This window comes from Actinomadura macra NBRC 14102, assembly GCF_001552215.1.
Taxonomy (GTDB): domain Bacteria; phylum Actinomycetota; class Actinomycetes; order Streptosporangiales; family Streptosporangiaceae; genus Spirillospora; species Spirillospora macra.
The window spans coordinates 366,708-385,938 of record NZ_BCQT01000019.1 but is presented as its reverse complement, the minus strand read 5'-3'; the positions used below and the strand labels follow the sequence as shown (position 1 = coordinate 385,938).

The following is a 19,231-nucleotide window of genomic DNA, read 5'->3' as shown; positions in this document are numbered from 1 at the left end:
AGCCCCTGGCTAGCCTTGATGCCGCCACCACCGCGCCCAGAAGAGGAACCGGAAGTACGCCGTGCATGACCGACTCATCGTGCGTGGAGCACGCGAGCACAACCTGAAGGACGTCTCGCTCGACCTCCCGCGGGACTCCATGATCGTGTTCACCGGTCTGTCGGGGTCCGGGAAGTCGAGCCTGGCGTTCGACACGATCTTCGCCGAGGGCCAGCGCCGGTACGTCGAGTCGCTGTCGGCCTACGCCCGGCAGTTCCTCGGCCAGATGGACAAGCCCGACGTCGACTTCATCGAGGGGCTGTCGCCCGCGGTGTCCATCGACCAGAAGTCGACCAGCAAGAACCCCCGGTCGACGGTCGGGACGATCACCGAGGTCTACGACTACCTGCGGCTGCTGTACGCCCGGATCGGGCATCCGCACTGTCCCGAGTGCGGCCGCCCGATCAGCAGGCAGGCGCCGCAGCAGATCGTCGACCGGGTCCTGGAACTGGAGGAGGGCACGCGGTTCCAGGTGCTCGCGCCCGTCATCCGCGGTCGCAAGGGCGAGTACCTGGAGCTGTTCCGCGAGTTGCAGTCCAAGGGCTACTCGCGGGCGCTGGTCGACGGCCGGATGGTCCGCCTTGACGAACCGCCCAAGCTGAAGAAGCAGGAGAAGCACGACATCTCCGTGGTCGTCGACCGTCTCGCGGTAAAGGACACCGCGCGGCAGCGGCTCGCGGACTCGGTGGAGACCGCGCTCGGCCTCGCCGGCGGCACCATCGTGCTCGACTTCGTCGACCTCGACGAGGGCGACGAGCACCGGACGCGGATGTACTCCGAGCACCTGTACTGCCCGTACGACGACCTGTCGTTCGAGGAGCTGGAGCCCCGGTCCTTCTCGTTCAACTCCCCGTACGGAGCCTGCCCCGACTGCACCGGCCTCGGGACGCGCATGGAGGTCGACTCCGAGCTCGTCGTCCCGGACGGGGAGCTGACGCTGGGCGAGGGTGCGATCCAGCCGTGGTCCAACGGGCATGTCAGCGACTACTTCCTGCGGCTGCTGTCGGCTCTGGGCGACGCCATGGGCTTCGACCTCAACACGCCGTGGGACGACCTGCCCGCCAAGGCGCGCAAGGCCGTCCTCAACGGGCACGAGACCCAGGTCCACGTGCGCTACAAGAACCGGTACGGGCGGACGCGCTCGTACTACACCGCCTACGAGGGCGTGATCCCCTACATCCAGCGGCGGCACGCCGAGTCCGAGAGCGACTCCAGCAGGGAGAAGTTCGAGGGCTACATGCGGGAGATCCCGTGCCCGACCTGCCAGGGGGCCCGGCTCAAGCCGGTCGTGCTCGCGGTCACCATGGGCGGGATGTCCATCGCCGAGGTCGCCGCGATGCCGATCGGCGAGGCCGCCAAGTTCCTGCTGGCGATGGAGCTGAACGAGCGCGAGACGCACATCGCCGAGCGGGTGCTGAAGGAGATCAACGCCAGGCTCGGGTTCCTCCTGGACGTCGGGCTGGACTACCTCACCCTCGACCGGGCGTCGGCGACGCTCGCGGGCGGTGAGGCCCAGCGGATCCGGCTGGCCACCCAGATCGGGTCCGGGCTCGTGGGCGTGCTGTACGTCCTGGACGAGCCGTCCATCGGCCTGCACCAGCGCGACAACCACCGGCTGCTGGAGACGCTGCTCCGGCTGCGCGACATGGGCAACACCCTGATCGTCGTCGAGCACGACGAGGACACCATCGCCGCCGCCGACTGGGTCGTGGACATCGGCCCCCGTGCCGGCGAGCACGGTGGCGAGATCGTCGTGTCCGGCACCGTCGACGACCTGCTGACGTCGGAGGACTCGCTCACCGGCGCCTACCTGTCGGGACGCCGCGAGATCGCCGTCCCGCAGATCCGCCGTCCCCGGGCGAAGGGGCGCGAGGTCACCGTCAAGGGGGCCCAACAGAACAACCTGCGCAACGTGGACGTGGCGTTCCCGCTCGGCGTCCTCACCGCGGTGACGGGCGTGTCGGGATCGGGTAAGTCCACCCTGGTCAACGACATCCTCTACAACTCGCTGGCCAAACAGCTGAACGGGGCGCGTACCGTCCCCGGCAAGCATCGGCGGGTCAACGGCGTCGACCAGCTCGACAAGGTCGTGCACGTCGACCAGTCGCCGATCGGGCGGACGCCTCGGTCCAACCCGGCCACCTACACCGGCGTGTTCGACCACATCCGCAAGCTGTTCGCGCAGACCACCGAGGCGAAGGTGCGCGGCTACCAGCCCGGCCGGTTCTCCTTCAACGTCAAGGGCGGCCGCTGCGAGAACTGCTCCGGCGACGGCACGATCAAGATCGAGATGAACTTCCTGCCGGACGTCTACGTCCCGTGCGAGGTCTGCCACGGCGCCCGCTACAACCGGGAGACCCTGGAGGTGCACTACAAGGGCAAGACGATCTCCGAGGTGCTCGACATGCCGATCGAGCAGGCCACGGAGTTCTTCGAGCCGATCAAGGCGATCCACCGGCATCTGAAGACGCTCAACGACGTCGGCCTCGGCTACGTCCGTCTCGGCCAGCCCGCGCCGACCCTGTCGGGCGGCGAGGCGCAGCGCGTCAAGCTGGCCTCGGAGCTGCAGAAGCGGTCCACCGGCCGGACGATCTACGTGCTGGACGAGCCGACCACCGGCCTGCACTTCGAGGACATCCGCAAGCTCCTCGGCGTGCTGAACGGCCTGGTCGACAAGGGCAACACCGTGATCGTCATCGAGCACAACCTGGACGTCATCAAGACCGCCGACTGGATCATCGACATGGGCCCCGAGGGCGGTTCCCGGGGCGGCACCGTCGTCGCGACCGGAACGCCCGAGGACATCGCGAAGGTCGAGGCCAGCCACACCGGCCAGTTCCTCACCAAGATCCTCGGCTGACCGGCCAGGACGGCGGGTCGCCGCGCGGTCACGCGGAGCCGTCCTGGATCATGGGCGCATGACTGATGAGGTGACCCCCGGGGCCGGCCCCGGGATCGGGCGCCGCACGGCGCTGTGCTGCGCCGGGGCCGCCGGGGCGATGCTGCTCGCCGGCTGCGGTGGCGGTGACGAGAAGCCGAAGGACCTGTCGGGCAGGGAGATCGCGAAGGCCGCCGACATCCCGGTCGGCGGGGGGAAGATCTACCCCGACACCAAGGTCGTCGTGACGCAGCCGACCCAGGGCTCGTACAAGGCGTTCACCGCCGTCTGCACGCACCAGGGCTGCACGGTCGGGTCGGTGTCCGGTGGGCTGATCAAGTGCCCCTGCCACGGCAGCGAATTCACGATCGCGGACGGCTCCGTCCAGCGCGGCCCGGCCAAGAGCGCGCTCAAGGAGTACCCGGTGCGGGCCGAGGGCGGCGGCATCGTGGTCATCTGACGGATGATCACCGAGTTGGTTCGGAATTGAACCTTCGTCGTCGCGCGTACGTGCTTTCCGGTAACAGATCGCGACCAGAGCGCGCCGGAGGGCGGAGAGCATGGCACAGGGTTCCGAGACGAAGGCGAACAGGGAGCGGGCGGCGGACGGGGCGGCGGTGGAGGCGGTGCCGGCGGCTGATCCGGTGGCCGGCGACGCGGCGGACGCGGCGCCGGTCCCGTCACCGGCCACGGGCAACACCCGCCGGGGGCTCCTCATCGGCGTCGGGCTCGCGGGCGTCGCCGGTCTTGCGGCGGCGTGCGGCGGGTCGGACGACTCGTCCGGTGGATCGGGGAGCGGCGACACCGGGAGCGCCGGCCAGAGCCCTTCTCAAGGCGGGTCGGACGGCGGTGCCGCCGGCGCGGGCGGCAAGGCGCTCGCCTCGTCCGCGGACATCCCCGTGGGCGGCGGCAAGATCTTCGAGGCCGAGAAGGTCGTGGTGTGCCAGCCGACGCAGGGCGAGTTCACGGCGTTCTCCACGACCTGCCCGCACCGCGGCTGCCCTGTCGGGTCGGTGTCCGGCGGCACGATCAACTGCCCCTGCCATGGCAGCAAGTTCAAGATCGCCGATGGCTCGGTGGCGAACCCTCCCGCGAAGGAACCGCTGAAGGAGCGGAAGGTCACCGTGCAGGGCGGCAAGATCATGCTCGCCTGAGGGGCTCCGCGCGCACGGGGCCGTCCCGCGGCGGGGCGGCCCCGTCGCCGATCCGGTCGCCGGTCCCGTCACCGGCCTCGCTCTCGTCCGAGGAGCCGTCCGAGGGGCCGTCCGGGGTCTGCTCCAGTGATCCGCCGGAGCCGGTGCGGAAGCGGGGGAGCGCCTCGGGATGGGCGGAGCGGATGTGGGCGACCAGGTGCTCGCGCACGTCGCAGCGCAGGTCCCAGGCGCTGGCCGAGTCGGCGGCGCTCATCATGGCGCGCAGCTGGACCAGCCCGTTCGGCAGGACGTCCACCGCCTGCAGGACCCATTCGCGGCGATCCCACAGCGGATGGTCCCGGAGCATCGCGTACAACTCGGTCCGCAGCTCCTCGATGGGGACGGTCCAGTCCACGTGCAGGTCGACCGAACCGAGGACCCGGCTGCTGTGCCGCGTCCAGTTCTCGAACGGCTGCTCGGTGAAGTGGGAGACCGGGAGGATGAGCCGCCGGTCATCCCACAGGCACACCACCACGTACGACAGCGTCAGCTCCTCGACGCGCCCCCACTGGCCCTGGACGACCACGACATCGTCCAGCCGCAGCGCGTCGCTGAACGCCAGCTGCAGCCCGGCGAGCAGGTTCCCGAGCGTCGGGCGGGCCGCGATCCCGACGACCAGGCCCGCGACCCCGGCGGAGGCCAGCACGCCCGCGCCGACCGCCCGCACACCCGGGAAGGTGAACAGCGCGGCGCCCACCGCCAGCACCACGATCACCATGGCCGCGATGCGGCGCAGCAGCATCATCTGGGTGCGCGCCCGCCTCGCCCGCCGGTTGCGCTCGCCCTCGATGCGCATGAGCCGCGCCAGCGGCGGGTCGGTCAGCGCATAGGTGATCCTCAGCACCAGCCACGTGGTGGCGCCGATCGCGGCGATGCGCACCGCCTGCCGGACGGGGCCGTCCGCGCCCTCCGGCAGCAGCCGGTACGGCATCGCCGTGCTGGCGCTGACCACCACCGCGAACACGAAAGCCGGCGCGGTGCAGCGCCGGGCGACTCGTCCCGCGCCCGGCCAGCGCGACGACATCCGGTGGCCCGCCAGCAGCCGCCGGCCCCCTTCCACGACGATCACAGACGTGGCGACGACGGCCGCCAGAGTGATCCATGCCCACAACGCGGACATGTTGCCCATTACCTCCTCCGAGCGTGCGGATACTCCCGTTCGGGCATCCCTTTCCGTTCCCTTTGCGGTCATCCGGGTGCATGGGGGAGACATCCGTCACCCGGCGGACGCCCCGGCGGCCCGCGCGCGTCCGGCGTGTCGGTGGGGCCCACTAGGCTTTTACCGTGGCAGATCCGGCGACCTACCGACCCGCCCCGGGCTCCATTCCGGAGTCGCCCGGGGTGTACCGATTCCGTGACGAGCATGGCCGGGTCATCTACGTGGGCAAGGCCAAGAGCCTGCGCTCGCGGCTCAACTCCTACTTCGCCGACTACTCCTCGCTGCACCCGCGCACGCAGACGATGGTGCAGACCGCGGCGCGGGTCGACTGGACGGTCGTCGGCACCGAGGTCGAGGCGCTCCAGCTGGAGTACTCCTGGATCAAGGAGTTCGATCCGCGGTTCAACGTCCGTTACCGCGACGACAAGTCGTATCCGTATCTCGCCGTCACCCTCAATGAGGAATTCCCGAGGGTGATGGTGATGCGGGGCGCGAAGAAGAAGGGCGTGCGCTACTTCGGGCCGTACTCCCACGCGTGGGCGATCCGGGAGACGGTCGACCAGCTGTTGCGCGTGTTCCCCGTCCGGACGTGCAGCGCCGGCGTGTTCAAGCGGCAGCACCAGCTCGACCGGCCCTGCCTGCTCGGCTACATCGGCAAGTGCTCGGCGCCGTGCGTCGGTCGCGTCTCGCCGGACGAGCACCGGCAGCTCGCCGACGACTTCTGCGACTTCATGGCGGGCAACACCACCCGTTTCATCAAGCGTCTCGAACGCGACATGCGTGAGGCGGCGGCGTCCCAGGAGTACGAGCGCGCCGCCCGGCTCCGCGACGACGTCCGCGCGCTGGAGCGCGCCCTGGAGAAACAGGCGGTCGTCCTCGCCGACTCCACCGACTGCGACATGATCGCCTTCGCCGAGGACGAGCTGGAGGCGGCCGTCCAGGTCTTCTACGTGCGCGGCGGGCGGATCCGCGGCCAGCGCGGCTGGGTCGTCGACAAGGTCGAGGACGTCACCACCGCCGACCTCGTCGAGCACTTCCTGATCCAGATCTACAGCGAGAGCGACTCGGTGCCCCGCGAGGTGCTGGTCCCGGCGCTGCCGCCGGAGGCGGAGGCGATGACCGAGCTGCTGGGCGAGCAGCGCGGCGGGCCGGTCCGGCTGCGCGTCCCGCAGCGCGGCGACAAGAAGACCCTGCTGGAGACCGTCGCGCGTAACGCGCACGAAGCGCTCAAGCAGCACAAGACGCGCCGCGCCAGTGACCTGACCACCCGGAGCCGCGCGCTACAGGAGATCCAGGACGCGCTGGAGCTCGACGACGCGCCGCTGCGCATCGAGTGCTACGACGTCTCCAACCTGCAGGGCACGAACGTCGTCGCCTCCATGGTCGTGTTCGAGGACGGGCTGGCCCGCAAGAGCGAGTACCGCCGGTTCACGATCAAGGCCGTCGAGGGCCAGGACGACGTCCGCTCCATCCACGAGGTGATCACCCGCAGGTTCCGGCGCTACCTCGCCGAGAGCGAGAAGCTGGGCGAGCTGGACGCGTTCGCCGATCCCGCCGACGAGCCCGCGGGCGGAGCCGGCACGCCGTCCCCGCGGGCGGAGGGCGGCGTGGACGGCGACGGCGCGCACCAACCGATCGATCCCGAGACCGGCAGGCCCCGCAAGTTCGCCTACCCGCCGAACCTGGTGATCGTCGACGGTGGCCCGCCGCAGGTGGCGGCGGCGCGGAAGGCTCTGACGGAGCTGGGCGTCGAGGACATCGCGGTCTGCGGCATCGCCAAGCGGCTGGAGGAGATCTGGCTGCCAGGCGAGGACGATCCGGTGATCCTGCCGCGCAACAGTGAGGGCATGTTCCTCGTCCAGCGGGTCCGTGACGAGGCGCACCGGTTCGCCATCACCTTCCACCGGCAACGGCGCTCCAAATCCATGACGGTGAGCGAACTCGATAACGTTCCGGGTCTGGGACCGGCACGGCGCGCGGCGCTACTGAAACACTTCGGATCGCTGAAACGACTGAAGGAGGCGACGCCCGAGCAGGTCGCCGAGGTCCCCGGAATCGGGCTGCGCAGCGCGGAGGGCATCGTCGCCGCGCTGAACGGCCCGCCCGGCACGGCCCAGGCGGGTGACGGTGCCACGGACACGGGCGCCGCAGGCACGGGCGCCGCAGGCACGGGCGACGGGGAGCACAGGGGGAGACGGGAATGAGCGGCGAGACGAAGATCCCGGACATCGTGATCGTCACCGGCATGTCGGGGGCGGGGCGGAGCACGGCGGCCAAGTCGCTGGAGGACCTCGACTGGTTCGTGGTCGACAACCTCCCACCGGGGCTGCTGGCCACGATGGCCGACCTCGGCGGCCGGGTGAAGGACGCGGTGCCCCGCATCGCCGTCGTCGTGGACGTGCGCAGCCGCGCCTTCACCGACGACCTGCACTCCTCGATCGCCGAGCTGGAGGCCCGCGGCGTCCACCCGCGCGTGGTGTTCCTGGAGGCGAGCGACGCCGACCTGGTGCGCCGGTTCGAGAGCGTCCGCCGTCCGCACCCGCTGCAGGACGACGGGCGCCTCGTCGACGGCATCGCCCGCGAGCGGGAACTGGTGCGGGAGGTCCGCGCCGAGGCCGACCTGGTGATCGACACCAGCGGGCTGAACGTGCACGAACTGCGCAACAAGATCATCGGGTTCTTCGGCAACGACACCGGAGAGTCCAGCCTGCGCGCCACGGTGGTCTCGTTCGGCTACAAGTACGGCCTGCCCGTCGACGCCGACCTCGTCGTCGACTGCCGGTTCCTGCCGAACCCGCACTGGGTGCCCGAGCTGCGCCCGAAGACCGGCCGCGACGGCGCCGTCCGCGACTATGTGCTCGGCCAGCGCGGCGCCAAGGAGTTCCTGGACGCCTACTCCGAGGTGCTGCGGCTGCTGGCCGACGGCTACGAGCGCGAGGGCAAGCACTACGTGACGCTGGCCGTGGGCTGTACCGGGGGCAAACACCGTAGTGTGGCCATGGCGGAACAGATCGCCGCCCGGCTGAGGGACGAGGGCATCGACGTACAGGTCGCCCATCGTGACCTCGGCCGTGAGTGAGACCCGTGGCTGAGACCCTGCCCGGGTCCCGGACAAGGAGAGAAGCGGCACGGTGAAGCCCCTCGGCCCGAAGGTCGTCGCGCTCGGCGGGGGCCACGGCCTGTACGCCTCACTGTCGGCGCTGCGCCGCGTCACCGACCGGCTGACCGCGGTCGTCACGGTCGCCGACGACGGCGGTTCCAGCGGCCGGCTGCGCCGCGAACTCGGCGTGCTGCCGCCCGGTGACCTGCGGATGGCGCTGGCCGCGCTGTGCGGGGACGACGAGTGGGGGCAGACCTGGCGGGACGTGGTACAGCACCGGTTCCGCAGCGAGGGCGACCTGCGGGACCACGCCGTCGGCAACCTGCTGATCGTCGCGCTGTGGGAACTGCTCGGCGGTGGTGAGCCCGGTGGGGTGCCGTCCGGTTCGACCGTCGCCGGCCTGGACTGGGTGGGCCGGCTGCTCGGCGCGCACGGCCGGGTGCTGCCGATGGCGGCCGTCCCGATGGACATCGTCGCCGAGGTGCGCGGCGCCGACCCCGCCCGCCCGGACGAGATCAGTCACGTCAAGGGGCAGGTGGCCTGCGCGAAGACGCCCGGGAGCGTGCTCGGGGTGTCGCTCGTCCCCGCCGACCCGCCCGCGTGCCCGGAGACGCTCGCCGCCGTCGAGGACGCCGACTGGATCGTGTTCGGCCCCGGGTCGTGGTTCACCAGCGTTCTGCCGCATCTGAAGGTCCCGGCGCTCGCCCGCGCCCTCACCTCGGCCCGCGCCCGCCGCGTCGTCGCGCTGAACCTCGCGCCGCAGCCCGGCGAGACCGACGACTTCTCCCCGCAGACGCATCTGGAGGTGCTGCAGGCACACGCGCCCGACCTGAGCGTGGACGTGGTCATCGCCGACTCCGGCGTGGTGGACGACCCGGACGCCCTCGACAAGGCCGTCCAGGAACTCGGTGGGCGGCTCGTCCTCGCCGGTGTCGCCGCCGACGACGGCTCGCCACGTCATGATCCCGCCCTACTGGCCCAAGCCTTCGTACAGATATTCAGTGAGTGACGTCCGGCCGGGCCGTCATCGGCGAGACTGCTGGAAGTCCGATAGGGGGAGGGTTCATCTATGGCGATGACCGGTGTGGTCAAAGACGAGCTGAGCAGGCTCACGGTGCTGAAGCCCTGCTGCCGCAAGGCCGAGGTCTCGACGCTGCTGCGCTTCGCGGGGGGTCTGCACCTGGTCAGCGGGCGCATCGTGATCGAGGCCGAGATCGACACCGGGGTGGCGGCACGGCGCCTCATCAAGGACATCGCGGAGGTGTTCGGGCACACCTCGGAGGTGGTGGTGCTCGCGCCGAGCGGGCTGCGCAAGGGCAACCGCTACGTCGTCCGCGTGTTCCGCGACGGTGAGTCCCTCGCGCGGCAGACCGGGCTCATCGACAACAACGGCCGTCCCGTCCGCGGGCTGCCCCGGCACGTGGTCGCGGGGGCGGCCTGCGACGCCGAGTCGGCCTGGCGCGGAGCGTTCCTCGCGCACGGATCGCTCACCGAGCCGGGCCGGTCGATGTCGCTGGAGGTGACGTGCCCCGGCCCGGAGGCGGCGCTCGCGCTGGTCGGCGCGGCCCGCCGGCTGAAGATCCACGCCAAGGCGCGCGAGGTTCGCGGCGTCGACCGGGTCGTGGTCCGCGACGGCGACGCGATCAGCGCGCTGCTCACCCGGCTCGGCGCGCACGACAGCGTGCTGGCCTGGGAGGAGCGGCGGATGCGCCGCGAGGTGCGGGCGACCGCGAACCGGCTCGCCAACTTCGACGACGCGAACCTGCGCCGCTCGGCGCGCGCGGCGGTCGCGGCGGGCGCGCGGGTCGCCCGCGCACTGGAGATCCTCGGCGACGACGCGCCCGAGCACCTGGTGAACGCGGGCCGGCTGCGGCTGGAGCACAAGCAGGCGTCGCTGGAGGAGCTCGGCCAGCTCGCCGACCCGCCGCTGACCAAGGACGCCATCGCCGGACGGATCAGGCGGCTGCTCGCCATGGCCGACAAGCGGGCCGGTGACCAGGGCATTCCCGGCACCGAGGCGAACCTGACCGCCGACATGCTGGCCCCCTGACCCGCGGTGCCGGTCATTGGCGATCGCCGATGACCGGCACGCCGTGGTCAGGGGCCGTGGTCAGGGGCCGTGGTCAGGGGCCGTGGTCAGGGGATGCGGCGGAGTGCCCCGTCCGGTGCGGCCTCGAAGATGAGGCGGCCGCCGCCTAACGCCGCCTCCACCCGCACCCCGCCATCCGGGAGCGGCCGCACCCGCACGCTCGGCCGCGCCTCGCCGCGGACCGGCACGATCAGCGTCAGCATCCGCACCTGGGATCCCTGCGCCGGAAGCGACACCACCGGCGCGGGGATCGTCTTGCGTGCGGACGGGACGACCCACCCCTGCGGCGGGTCGAGGCTGCCCCGGACGACCGTCGCCGGCAGCGGCACCGTCCCGGGCAGCGGGATCCGCAGGAAACAGACGCTGACGCGGTCGCCGGCGCCGGCGTGGCCCGCGGTGGCGACGGCGCCGCTCCCGTCCGGGACGGCGGTGAACGCGGCGGGCAGGTGCCAGAGCTGTTCCACGCGGCGGGGAGCGGTGGAGCGGGCCTCGTCCAGCACGACGAGCGCGTCGGGGTCGGCGGCGGCGAGCACCGAGCGGGACCTGACCGTCCCGGTGAAGGCGGTGTCGGAGAACCGGAACGTGTCGGCGCCGCGCTGGAACCGGTGCGCGGTCAGGGCCGTCGCCACGCCCTCCCGGAACGGTATGCCCCGCACGACGAGGGTGTTGTGCGCCTCGGGGGAGCGCAGCCACGTGTTCCAGGCCGGGTCGCTGTAGCCGATGTGACCGCTCGGGACGAGGATGTCACGGCCGAGAGTGTGGAAGGTGAGGGCCATGTGGTCGTTCTGCCCGTGGGCGTACCGGCCCGGCCCGAAGCGCGCCGTGTAAGACATCTCGTCGGTGAACGCGCGGTCCCTCCCGCCCCACCCGGAGCGGCCCATCACGTAGCCGGCCTGGTAGACGCGCGCACGGTGCGCGGGCCGGGAGCCCTGGACGCCCTTCGTGGCCACGTACCGGATCGGGCCTCTGCCGGGTGACCCCACCCGGGACACCGTCGCCGCGTACGACTCGCCGAGCTGGAGCAGGTCCCCGGCGGGCGTGGTCTGGAACGCGATGAACTCGTCCAGCAGAGCGTGCCGCCGGGTCAGCTCTGCCGGGACCGGCCGCCCGCACGCGCGTATCACCCGGAACGCCAGCCGCCACCGGCTCCGGTTGTAGACGGCGTAGTGCGTCGACTGCTCGTTGTTGGCGCCCTCGGCGTCGATGGCGGGCGACGCGCCGCCGGGCGGGGCGAGCACCGCGTCGAGCAGCCGGCGGTACCCGAGGTCGGCGAGGTCGGCGCGGCCGATCCCGCAGCCGGCCGTCATGAGGATCATCGACTCGTCGGTGCCGTGGTTCCAGGGGCCGGAGTAGTGCTCGGGGCGGGCGAGCCACTCGGCGTGCCGGGCGATGGCCTCGTCCAGCCAGCGCCCGCCCTGGTACTTGCGCAGGCAGACGAGCGTGGCCAGGCGGAACTTGGTGCCCTCGGCGATGGCATCGCGCCGGTCCGCGCCGAACCGCTGGGGGAGGTCGTTGTCGGCGATCCAGTCCCGCGCGAGGGCGGCGGCCGTGTCCAGGGCGCCGCGGTCCCGTGTCCGCGTGTACTCCTTGATCGCGCCGCCGAGCCATTCGAGGGAGTGGAGCCACAGCTGCCAGGTCCGGTCGTTGTAGGGATCCAGGCCCCAGTCCACGTCCGTTCCGGTGGCGATGCGCACGGGCGCCGTGCCGGGCGTCCGGAACAGCCCCGCGCGGACCTGCGCCACCGGGTTCAGCGTGTCCAGACCGTTGAAGCCGAGGCATTTCGCCTTGTCCGCCGTTCCCACCGGGGTGCCCGGCACGGCGGTCGCGGGCGAGGGCTTGGCTTGCCCGGCAGGCTCCGCGCAACCCGCGGCCAGCGACAACGCCACGACGGCGCTTCCAGCGCGGCGGATCCCTACCGAAGATCGTATGTACACACGTCAAAGACACATCCTGGGGCCCTCCGGTTGACCCGCCACGGTGACAGGTGGGTGAACGCTCGGCGACGGTACGGAACGTACGCGGTGTGCGCGCGCAGGCGAAGAGGGGATTCGCCCCCGCAACTCCCCACGCAGCCGGTGTCGGGCTACCCGCGGGTCATTGGATAGGGTCGAGCGCAGGGGGAGACCCCGGTTCGAGCTAAGAGGACGGCCCGGTCACACCGGGTAAAACGACGTATGAGGAGAGCCGTTCCGTGACCATCCGAGTAGGCATCAACGGGTTCGGCCGGATCGGCCGTAACTTCTACCGCGCCGTGAAGGCGAGCGGGGCCGACATCGAGATCGTGGCGGTCAACGACCTGACCGACAACGCCACCCTCGCTCAGTTGCTCAAGTACGACAGCATCCTCGGCCGCTTCCCCGAGGAGGTGCGCGCCACCGCGGACGAGATCGTCGTCGGCGGCAAGGCGATCAAGGCGTTCGAGGAGCGCGACCCCGCCAACCTCAAGTGGGGCGATGTCGGCGCCGACATCGTCGTGGAGTCCACCGGCTTCTTCACCGACGCCAAGAAGGCCAAGGTGCACGCCGACAACGGCGCCAAGAAGGTGATCATCTCCGCGCCGGCCAAGAACGAGGACCTCACCGTCGTCCTCGGCGTCAACGAGGACCGGTACGACCCGGCCGCGCACACGGTGATCTCCAACGCGTCCTGCACCACCAACTGCCTGGCGCCGCTGGCCAAGGTGCTGCACGACAGCTTCGTCATCGAGAAGGGCCTGATGACGACGATCCATGCCTACACCCAGGACCAGAACCTCCAGGACGCCCCGCACAAGGACCTGCGCCGCGCCCGCGCCGCCGCGATCAACGTCGTGCCGGCCTCCAGCGGCGCCGCCGTCGCCATCGGCCTGGTGCTGCCCGAGCTGAACGGCAAGCTGGACGGCTTCGCGATGCGCGTCCCCGTGCCGACCGGCTCGGCGACCGACCTCACCGCGACCCTGTCCCGCGAGGTGACGGTGGACGAGGTCAACGCCGCGTTCAAGGCCGCCGCCGAGGGGCCGCTCAAGGGCTACCTGACCTACACCGAAGACCCGATCGTCTCCAGCGACATCGTCACCGACCCGGCGTCCTGCATCTACGACTCCGGGCTGACCAGGGTCATCGGCGACCAGGTGAAGGTCGTCGGCTGGTACGACAACGAGTGGGGCTACTCCAACCGGCTCGTCGACCTCGTCAAGCTCGTCGGCTCGCAGCTCTGACCCGCTGACCGCGCCGTGGCCACCCCCCGGGGCGGGCCGCGGCGCGGCCGTATCCGGAAGGACAACGCATCCCGATGCGCACCATTGACGATCTGGACGTCGCCGGTAAGCGGGTGCTCGTCCGGTCGGACCTGAACGTCCCGCTGGAGGACGGGCAGATCACCGACGACGGGCGGATCAGGGCCGGCCTCCCGACCATCGAGGCGCTGCGGACGAGGGGCGCCAAGGTCGTCGTCTGCGCGCACCTCGGCCGGCCCAAGGGTCAGGTCAGACCCGAGCTCTCGCTGGCCCCCGTCGCCGAGCGGCTCGGTTCCCTGCTGGGCGCCGACGTCGCGCTCGCCGACGACGTCGCCGGCGACTCGGCCCGCGCCACCGTGGACGGCCTCGCCGACGGCGACGTCGCGCTGCTGGAGAACCTGCGCTTCGAGCCGGGCGAGACCAGCAAGGACGACGCCGAGCGCGGCGCGTTCGCCGCCCGCCTCGCCACCCTCGCCGACCGCTACGTCGGGGACGGGTTCGGCGCGGTGCATCGCAAGCACGCCAGCGTCTACGACGTCCCGGCGCTGCTCCCGCACGCCGCCGGCGGGCTGATCGCCGCCGAGGTCGCGGTGCTGCGCAGGCTCACCGAGGACGTCGAGCGGCCCTACGCCGTCGTCCTCGGCGGGTCGAAGGTGTCCGACAAGCTCGGCGTCATCGACAGCCTGCTCGGCAAGGCCGACCGCATCCTCGTCGGCGGGGGCATGGTCTTCACCTTCCTCAAGGCCCAGGGCCACGAGGTCGGCCAGAGCCTGCTCGAAGAGGACCAACTCGGCACCGTCCGCGAGTACCTGCGGCGCGCGGAGGAGACCGGCGTGGAGTTCGTCCTCCCCGTCGACATCGTCGCCGCGACCGCGTTCGCCGCCGACGCCGAGCACGGGTCCGTCCCGGCCGACGCGATCCCCGCCGACCGGCTCGGGCTGGACATCGGCCCCGAGTCCGGCAAGCTGTTCGCCGCACGCCTCGCCGACGCCCGGACGGTGTTCTGGAACGGCCCCATGGGCGTGTTCGAGATGGAGCCCTACGCGAACGGCACCCGCGCCGTCGCCCAGGGCCTCATCGACTCGGGTGCGTTCACCGTCGTCGGCGGCGGCGACTCCGCCGCGGCCGTCCGGCGGCTCGGTTTCGACGAGAGCTCCTTCTCCCACATCTCGACGGGGGGCGGCGCCAGCCTCGAATACCTCGAAGGCAGGACGCTCCCCGGCCTGCAGGCCCTGGAGGACTGACCGATGGCCCCCGTCACCCCTTCCCGCAAGCCGCTCATGGCCGGCAACTGGAAGATGAACAAGAACCACCTGGACGCGATCCTGCTCGTCCAGAAGATGGCGTTCGCGCTCAAGGAGGCCGACTACGAGGCCGTCGACGTGGTCGTGCTGCCACCGTTCACCGCGCTGCGCTCGGCGCAGACGGTGATCGAGGCCGACCGCTACGCGATCCAGTACGGGGCGCAGGACGTCTCGCAGCACGCCTCCGGCGCCTACACCGGCGAGATCGCCGCGTCGATGCTGGCCAAGCTGGGCTGCTCCTACGTCGTCGTCGGGCACTCCGAGCGCCGCCAGTACCACGCCGAGGACGACGCGGTCGTCAACGCCAAGGCCAAGGCCGCGCTCGCCGCCGACATCACCCCGATCCTGTGCGTGGGGGAGGGTCTCGACGTCCGCAAGGCCGGCGAGCAGGTCCCGCACGTCCTCGCGCAGCTCGACGGCGGGCTCGACAAGCTCACCGCCGAGCAGGTCCGCCGCACCGTGATCGCCTACGAGCCGGTCTGGGCGATCGGCACCGGGGAGGTCGCCACGCCGAAGGACGCGCAAGAGGTGTGTGGCGCCATCCGGACGCGAATCGCCGAGCTCTACGACGGCGGAGTGGCCGACCAGACGCGTATCCTGTACGGCGGCTCGGTCAAGGGGAACAACATCGCCGGGATCATGGCGCAGTCCGATGTGGACGGTGCCTTGGTCGGTGGTGCCAGCCTCGACCCGGGAGAGTTCGTCAAGATCTGCCGGTACCGGGATCTCCCCGTCTGATCACAAACTGATCAATTCTGTGTGACATGGGAGTTCTTGCCGTACCAGGGGAGACTTCGACGTACCCTTCGTAGCGGACGGGTAAACCCGTCCGGCTCGACCCTCCGTCCTTGAACGACAGACAAGCCCCGCTCCCCGCGGGTCTGGCCAGAGAAGGCGCTGAAGAACTGTGATCATCGCAACCTCTATCGTGCTCATCGTCACCAGCCTGCTGATGGTGGTCTTCGTCTTGATGCACAAGGGCAAGGGCGGCGGCCTTTCCGACATGTTCGGGGGCGGCATCTCGTCGTCGCTGGGCGGATCGTCGGTTGTGGAGCGCAATCTTGACCGGCTGACCGTTGGCGTCGGCGTCATCTGGTTCGCCTCGATCGTCGTCCTCGGGTTGCTGTTCAAGCACAAGGGCGTCGGCTGAGCCTTCTGTTCCATACGTACGAGCGCCGCGCCGCCCTCGAGGTCACGGGTGGCAAGGGCAAACTGAGCGAGGAGTAGTCCGTGGGTAGTGGCAACGCGATTCGGGGCAGCCGCGTCGGGGCCGGTCCGATGGGAGAGGCGGAGCGCGGCGACGCCGCCCCCCGCGTGTGGGTGACCTTCTACTGCGCCAACAGGCACGAGACCCGCCCCAGCTTCGCGACCGACGTCGCGGTCCCCGAGACGTGGGACTGCCCACGCTGCGGGTTCCCCGCGGGTCAGGACTCGGAGCACCCGCCGGCTCCGCCGAAGACCGAGCCGTACAAGACGCACCTGGCCTATGTGAAGGAGCGCCGCAGCGACGAGGACGGCGAGGCCATCCTCGAAGAGGCGCTCGCCAAGCTCCGCCAGAAGCGCGCCGCCGTCAAGAGAGCACTGGAGGCCGCGGGCCGCAGCTGACCGGTCCCGTACTCCACGCGCATGGCCCCCGCCGGGGGCCATGCGCTTGTCATGTCACGCGCCGTCCTCACTTCACATGGCCGGGCAGGACGCTGCCGACGCCCTTGACGTTCCGCGCGATGGGCGTGGTCTCCACATGCCCGACGTCGGGCAGGGCCGCCACCCGCTCGGTGAGGTAGCGGTAGATCTCCCGGGAGTCGCGGCAGACGATGGCGACATTGAGGTTGGCGGGGCCGGTCGTCGCGGCGACGAACACCGCCTCGGAGTGGGCGGCGAGAGCCCGTCCGGTGACCTCCAGCCCGGCGGGCGGCACTGTGATCCACAGCCGGGCGGCGGCTCGGAAGCCGACGTAGCGCAGGTCGAACTCGGCGTAGTACCGCAGCGCGCCGGTGGCCCGCAGGTGATCGATACGGCGGCCGATCGTGGACGGCGACCAGCCCGTCGCCGCGGCCAACTCGGCGTGCCCGGCCCGGCCGTCCCGGGCCAGCACCTCCAGCAGGGCCCGGTCGCCGGGATCGGGCGGCTCGGTCGCGGCGGTCTCCTCCGCCGGCTCGACGGCGGGCCGCAGCCGCCGCGCCTCGTCCGGGGTGAGCGCCCCGAGGAAGCGCACCCGGCGCGGTGAGCCGTAGAAGGTGTGCAGGACACGGTGCGCGGCCACCGCGATGACCCGGTCGGTGCGCGGCAGCGCGTCCAGCAGGATCTGCTCGCTGTCGTCGGCGGTGACGGGCCGGACGATGCAGAGGATCTCGGTGCCGCCGGACACGAGCTGCACCCAGATCGTGTCTGGCCGGCGCGCCAGTGTGGCGGCGACCCCCTGGACGGCGCTCGGTGCGCACTGGAGCCGGACGATCCAGCGGCCGTGGTCGGCGCCGGGTACGCCGACGACCCGGAGCAGGCCGGCCGAGCGGAGCCGCCGGTAGCGGCGCGCCACGGTCTGGTCGGAGACGCCGAGGACGTCCGCGATCCGGTTGAACGGCGCGCGGCCGTCGAGCTGGAGGGCCTCGATCAGCCGGCGGTCCAGTTGATCGGCTTGAGCGGAAATCACCATCTGAGGCTACGTCATGTCGAAAATCATGGAGTTCGGAGCCGTTGAGTGGATTCTGGGCGTTCTCGCGGTGAGTGTTGTCGGATCCGAGAACGACGACGAAGGGATCCGCGATGGGCAGGTGGGGGCCGCTGACGGCCGTGTGCGCGGGAACGTTCATGCTGCTGGTCGACGTCAACATCGTGACCGTGGCGCTGCCCGAGATGGCGGTGGGCCTCGGCACGTCCTACGGCGCGCTGCAATGGGTGATGGACGTCTACGCGCTGGTGCTGGCCGCCGCGCTGCTGGCGGCGGGCGGGCTCGCCGACCTGGTCGGGCGCCGCCGGGTGTACGTGGCGGGGCTGGCGGTGTTCACGCTGGCGTCGCTGGCCTGCGGGGTCGCGCCGGCCTCCCCGGCGCTGATCGCCGCGCGGGCCGTGCAGGGCGCCGGCGCGGCGGCGATGTTCGCCACGACCGTGGCGCTGGTGAACGCCTCCTACCAGGGCCGCGACCGGGGCGTGGCGTTCGGTGTGTGGGGCGCGGTCAGCGGCGCCGCGGCCGGGGCCGGGCCGGTCATCGGCGGGCTGCTGACCGCGCACCTCGGCTGGCGATGGATCTTCCTGGTGAATCTGCCGGCCGGGGCGGCGGCGGTGGTGCTGGCGCTTCGCGTGCTGGCGGAGTCCCGCGACCCGGCGGCCCGGCGGATCGATGTGCCGGGCGTGGTCTCCTTCGCCGCGGCCGCCGCGACCCTCACCTACGCGCTGACCCGCGCGGGCGAGGCGGGCTGGCGCTCGCCCGCCGTGATCGGCACGGCCGCGGCGGGGCTGCTCGCGCTGGCGGTGTTCGCCGCGGTCGAGGCCGGGAACCCGCACCCGCTGCTGGACCTGCGGTTGTTCCGCGGCCCTTCCTTCACCGGGATCATGATCGCCTCGCTGGTGCTGTCCGGCGCGGCGTTCTCCTACCTGCCCTATACCTCGCTGTGGCTGCAGACGGTCCAGGGCCAGGACGCGGTCGCGGCCGGTCTGGTGCTGCTGCCGATCAGCGGCCTGTCCTTCGCGGTCTCCGCGCTGGCCGGGCGGTTCCTGAACGGAGTCTCGCCCCGCTGGACGGTCGGTGCCGGGATGCTGCTCATCGGGTTCGGGACGTTGGGCCAGGCGGTGCTGGCGGCCGGCTCGGGTTGGACGGCGCTGGTCCCCGGGCTGGCCGTCACCGGTGTGGGCGTCGGACTGGCCATGCCGACCGTGACGGCGGCGGCGATGGCCTCGGTGCCGCCCGAACGCGGCGGGATGGCGGCGGGCGCGGTCGGGACCGTCCGGCAGCTCGGCTACGCGCTTGGCGTCGCGGTGCTCGGGAGCGTCTTCCGCACTACGATGGAACGTTCCCTCGAACACCGGGTTCCCGACGGGGACGCGGCCGCGCACGCTCTCACCGGCGGCCGGGCGAGCGGCGTCCCGCAGGCCGCCGCGCACGCGGCCTTCGCGTCCGGGCTGAACGCCGCGTGCGCGACGGCGGGGGTGGTCGCGTTGGCCGCGGGTGTGGCCGCGCTCGTCCTGATCCGCCGTCCCGCGTCCGCGCCCGTGCCGGCGACGCCGGTGGCCGCGCCGGTCGAATAATCTTCGGTGGACG

At 71.6% G+C, this 19,231-nt stretch carries 16 protein-coding genes; 13 read left to right on the top strand and 3 right to left on the bottom strand.

What is annotated here, in order from left to right:
- Window positions 1-61: 61 nt before the first annotated feature.
- From uvrA to AMA02S_RS31435, 3 genes are all read left to right on the top strand, one after another.
- Window positions 62-2,899: an excinuclease ABC subunit UvrA gene (uvrA, locus tag AMA02S_RS31445; RefSeq protein WP_067465487.1), complete on the top strand. Its 2,838-nt coding sequence runs from the start codon at window positions 62-64 to the stop codon at window positions 2,897-2,899.
- Window positions 2,900-2,957: 58 nt separating this feature from the next.
- Window positions 2,958-3,377: a Rieske (2Fe-2S) protein gene (locus tag AMA02S_RS31440; RefSeq protein ID WP_067465485.1), complete on the top strand. Its 420-nt coding sequence runs from the start codon at window positions 2,958-2,960 to the stop codon at window positions 3,375-3,377.
- A gap of 100 nt (window positions 3,378-3,477) precedes the next feature.
- Window positions 3,478-4,071: a Rieske (2Fe-2S) protein gene (locus tag AMA02S_RS31435; RefSeq protein WP_084265778.1), complete on the top strand. Its 594-nt coding sequence runs from the start codon at window positions 3,478-3,480 to the stop codon at window positions 4,069-4,071.
- Here the strand turns inward: AMA02S_RS31435 and AMA02S_RS31430 are convergent.
- Window positions 4,058-5,239 carry a mechanosensitive ion channel family protein gene (locus tag AMA02S_RS31430; protein ID WP_067465482.1) on the bottom strand — a complete coding sequence of 394 codons (1,182 nt, stop codon included), beginning with the start codon at window positions 5,237-5,239 and terminating at the stop codon, window positions 4,058-4,060. The genes AMA02S_RS31435 and AMA02S_RS31430 overlap by 14 nt on opposite strands.
- Before the next feature lie 155 nt (window positions 5,240-5,394).
- Between AMA02S_RS31430 and uvrC the strand changes: the two genes are divergently transcribed.
- The 4 genes from uvrC to whiA are packed head-to-tail and all read left to right on the top strand — an operon-like array spanning window position 5,395 to window position 10,419.
- A complete protein-coding gene (gene uvrC, locus AMA02S_RS31425) occupies window positions 5,395-7,473 on the top strand; it encodes an excinuclease ABC subunit UvrC (RefSeq protein WP_067465479.1) in 2,079 nt (692 codons plus the stop codon).
- Window positions 7,470-8,348: an RNase adapter RapZ gene (gene rapZ / locus AMA02S_RS31420; RefSeq protein WP_067465476.1), complete on the top strand. Its 879-nt coding sequence runs from the start codon at window positions 7,470-7,472 to the stop codon at window positions 8,346-8,348. Before uvrC ends, rapZ begins: the two co-directional genes overlap by 4 nt.
- A 52-nt stretch (window positions 8,349-8,400) precedes the next feature.
- On the top strand, window positions 8,401-9,378 hold the full coding sequence (locus tag AMA02S_RS31415) for a gluconeogenesis factor YvcK family protein (RefSeq protein ID WP_067465473.1): 978 nt from the start codon (window positions 8,401-8,403) through the stop codon (window positions 9,376-9,378).
- 60 nt (window positions 9,379-9,438) lie between these two features.
- Entirely contained in the window at window positions 9,439-10,419 is a 981-nt protein-coding gene (whiA, locus tag AMA02S_RS31410; RefSeq protein ID WP_021595674.1) for a DNA-binding protein WhiA, read from the top strand.
- A gap of 86 nt (window positions 10,420-10,505) precedes the next feature.
- Here whiA and AMA02S_RS31405 read toward each other — a convergent pair whose 3' ends face one another.
- The gene (locus AMA02S_RS31405; protein ID WP_067465470.1) at window positions 10,506-12,344 is read right to left on the bottom strand and encodes a heparinase II/III domain-containing protein; all 1,839 of its coding nucleotides are present in this window, start codon (window positions 12,342-12,344) and stop codon (window positions 10,506-10,508) included.
- Window positions 12,345-12,649: 305 nt separating this feature from the next.
- On the opposite strand from AMA02S_RS31405, the gene gap reads away from it, so the two are divergent.
- The 5 genes from gap to AMA02S_RS31380 all read left to right on the top strand — a co-directional run bounded on the left by gap (window position 12,650) and on the right by AMA02S_RS31380 (window position 16,581).
- Window positions 12,650-13,654, top strand: a complete 1,005-nt coding sequence (gene gap / locus AMA02S_RS31400) for a type I glyceraldehyde-3-phosphate dehydrogenase (RefSeq protein WP_067465467.1) — start codon at window positions 12,650-12,652, stop codon at window positions 13,652-13,654.
- Window positions 13,655-13,728: 74 nt separating this feature from the next.
- Entirely contained in the window at window positions 13,729-14,916 is a 1,188-nt protein-coding gene (locus tag AMA02S_RS31395; protein WP_067465464.1) for a phosphoglycerate kinase, read from the top strand.
- 3 nt (window positions 14,917-14,919) lie between these two features.
- Window positions 14,920-15,714, top strand: a complete 795-nt coding sequence (gene tpiA, locus AMA02S_RS31390) for a triose-phosphate isomerase (RefSeq protein WP_067465460.1) — start codon at window positions 14,920-14,922, stop codon at window positions 15,712-15,714.
- 169 nt (window positions 15,715-15,883) lie between these two features.
- Entirely contained in the window at window positions 15,884-16,126 is a 243-nt protein-coding gene (secG, locus tag AMA02S_RS31385; protein WP_067465457.1) for a preprotein translocase subunit SecG, read from the top strand.
- An 80-nt stretch (window positions 16,127-16,206) separates the two neighbouring features.
- A complete protein-coding gene (locus tag AMA02S_RS31380) occupies window positions 16,207-16,581 on the top strand; it encodes an RNA polymerase-binding protein RbpA (protein WP_067465454.1) in 375 nt (124 codons plus the stop codon).
- 67 nt (window positions 16,582-16,648) lie between these two features.
- On the opposite strand, the gene AMA02S_RS31375 is transcribed toward AMA02S_RS31380, so the two are convergent.
- Complete coding sequence (locus AMA02S_RS31375) at window positions 16,649-17,629, bottom strand: Lrp/AsnC family transcriptional regulator (protein ID WP_067465451.1); 981 nt, start codon at window positions 17,627-17,629, stop codon at window positions 16,649-16,651.
- Between the two features lie 110 nt (window positions 17,630-17,739).
- Between AMA02S_RS31375 and AMA02S_RS31370 the strand changes: the two genes are divergently transcribed.
- Window positions 17,740-19,218, top strand: coding sequence for an MFS transporter (locus tag AMA02S_RS31370; RefSeq protein WP_067465448.1), 1,479 nt, complete (start codon window positions 17,740-17,742; stop codon window positions 19,216-19,218).
- Window positions 19,219-19,231: the final 13 nt, after the last annotated feature.

Excerpts from the sequence above, each read along its gene's own strand:
- rapZ (WP_067465476.1), top strand. The coding sequence starts at position 7,470 with ATGAGCGGCGAGACGAAGATCCCGGACATCGTGATCGTCACCGGCATG.
- tpiA (WP_067465460.1), top strand. The coding sequence starts at position 14,920 with ATGGCCCCCGTCACCCCTTCCCGCAAGCCGCTCATGGCCGGCAACTGG.
- AMA02S_RS31395 (WP_067465464.1), top strand. The coding sequence starts at position 13,729 with ATGCGCACCATTGACGATCTGGACGTCGCCGGTAAGCGGGTGCTCGTC.
- AMA02S_RS31375 (WP_067465451.1), bottom strand. The coding sequence starts at position 17,629 with ATGGTGATTTCCGCTCAAGCCGATCAACTGGACCGCCGGCTGATCGAG.
- AMA02S_RS31430 (WP_067465482.1), bottom strand. The coding sequence starts at position 5,239 with ATGGGCAACATGTCCGCGTTGTGGGCATGGATCACTCTGGCGGCCGTC.
- AMA02S_RS31435 (WP_084265778.1), top strand. The coding sequence starts at position 3,478 with ATGGCACAGGGTTCCGAGACGAAGGCGAACAGGGAGCGGGCGGCGGAC.
- AMA02S_RS31370 (WP_067465448.1), top strand. The coding sequence starts at position 17,740 with ATGGGCAGGTGGGGGCCGCTGACGGCCGTGTGCGCGGGAACGTTCATG.
- AMA02S_RS31440 (WP_067465485.1), top strand. The coding sequence starts at position 2,958 with ATGACTGATGAGGTGACCCCCGGGGCCGGCCCCGGGATCGGGCGCCGC.
- whiA (WP_021595674.1), top strand. The coding sequence starts at position 9,439 with ATGGCGATGACCGGTGTGGTCAAAGACGAGCTGAGCAGGCTCACGGTG.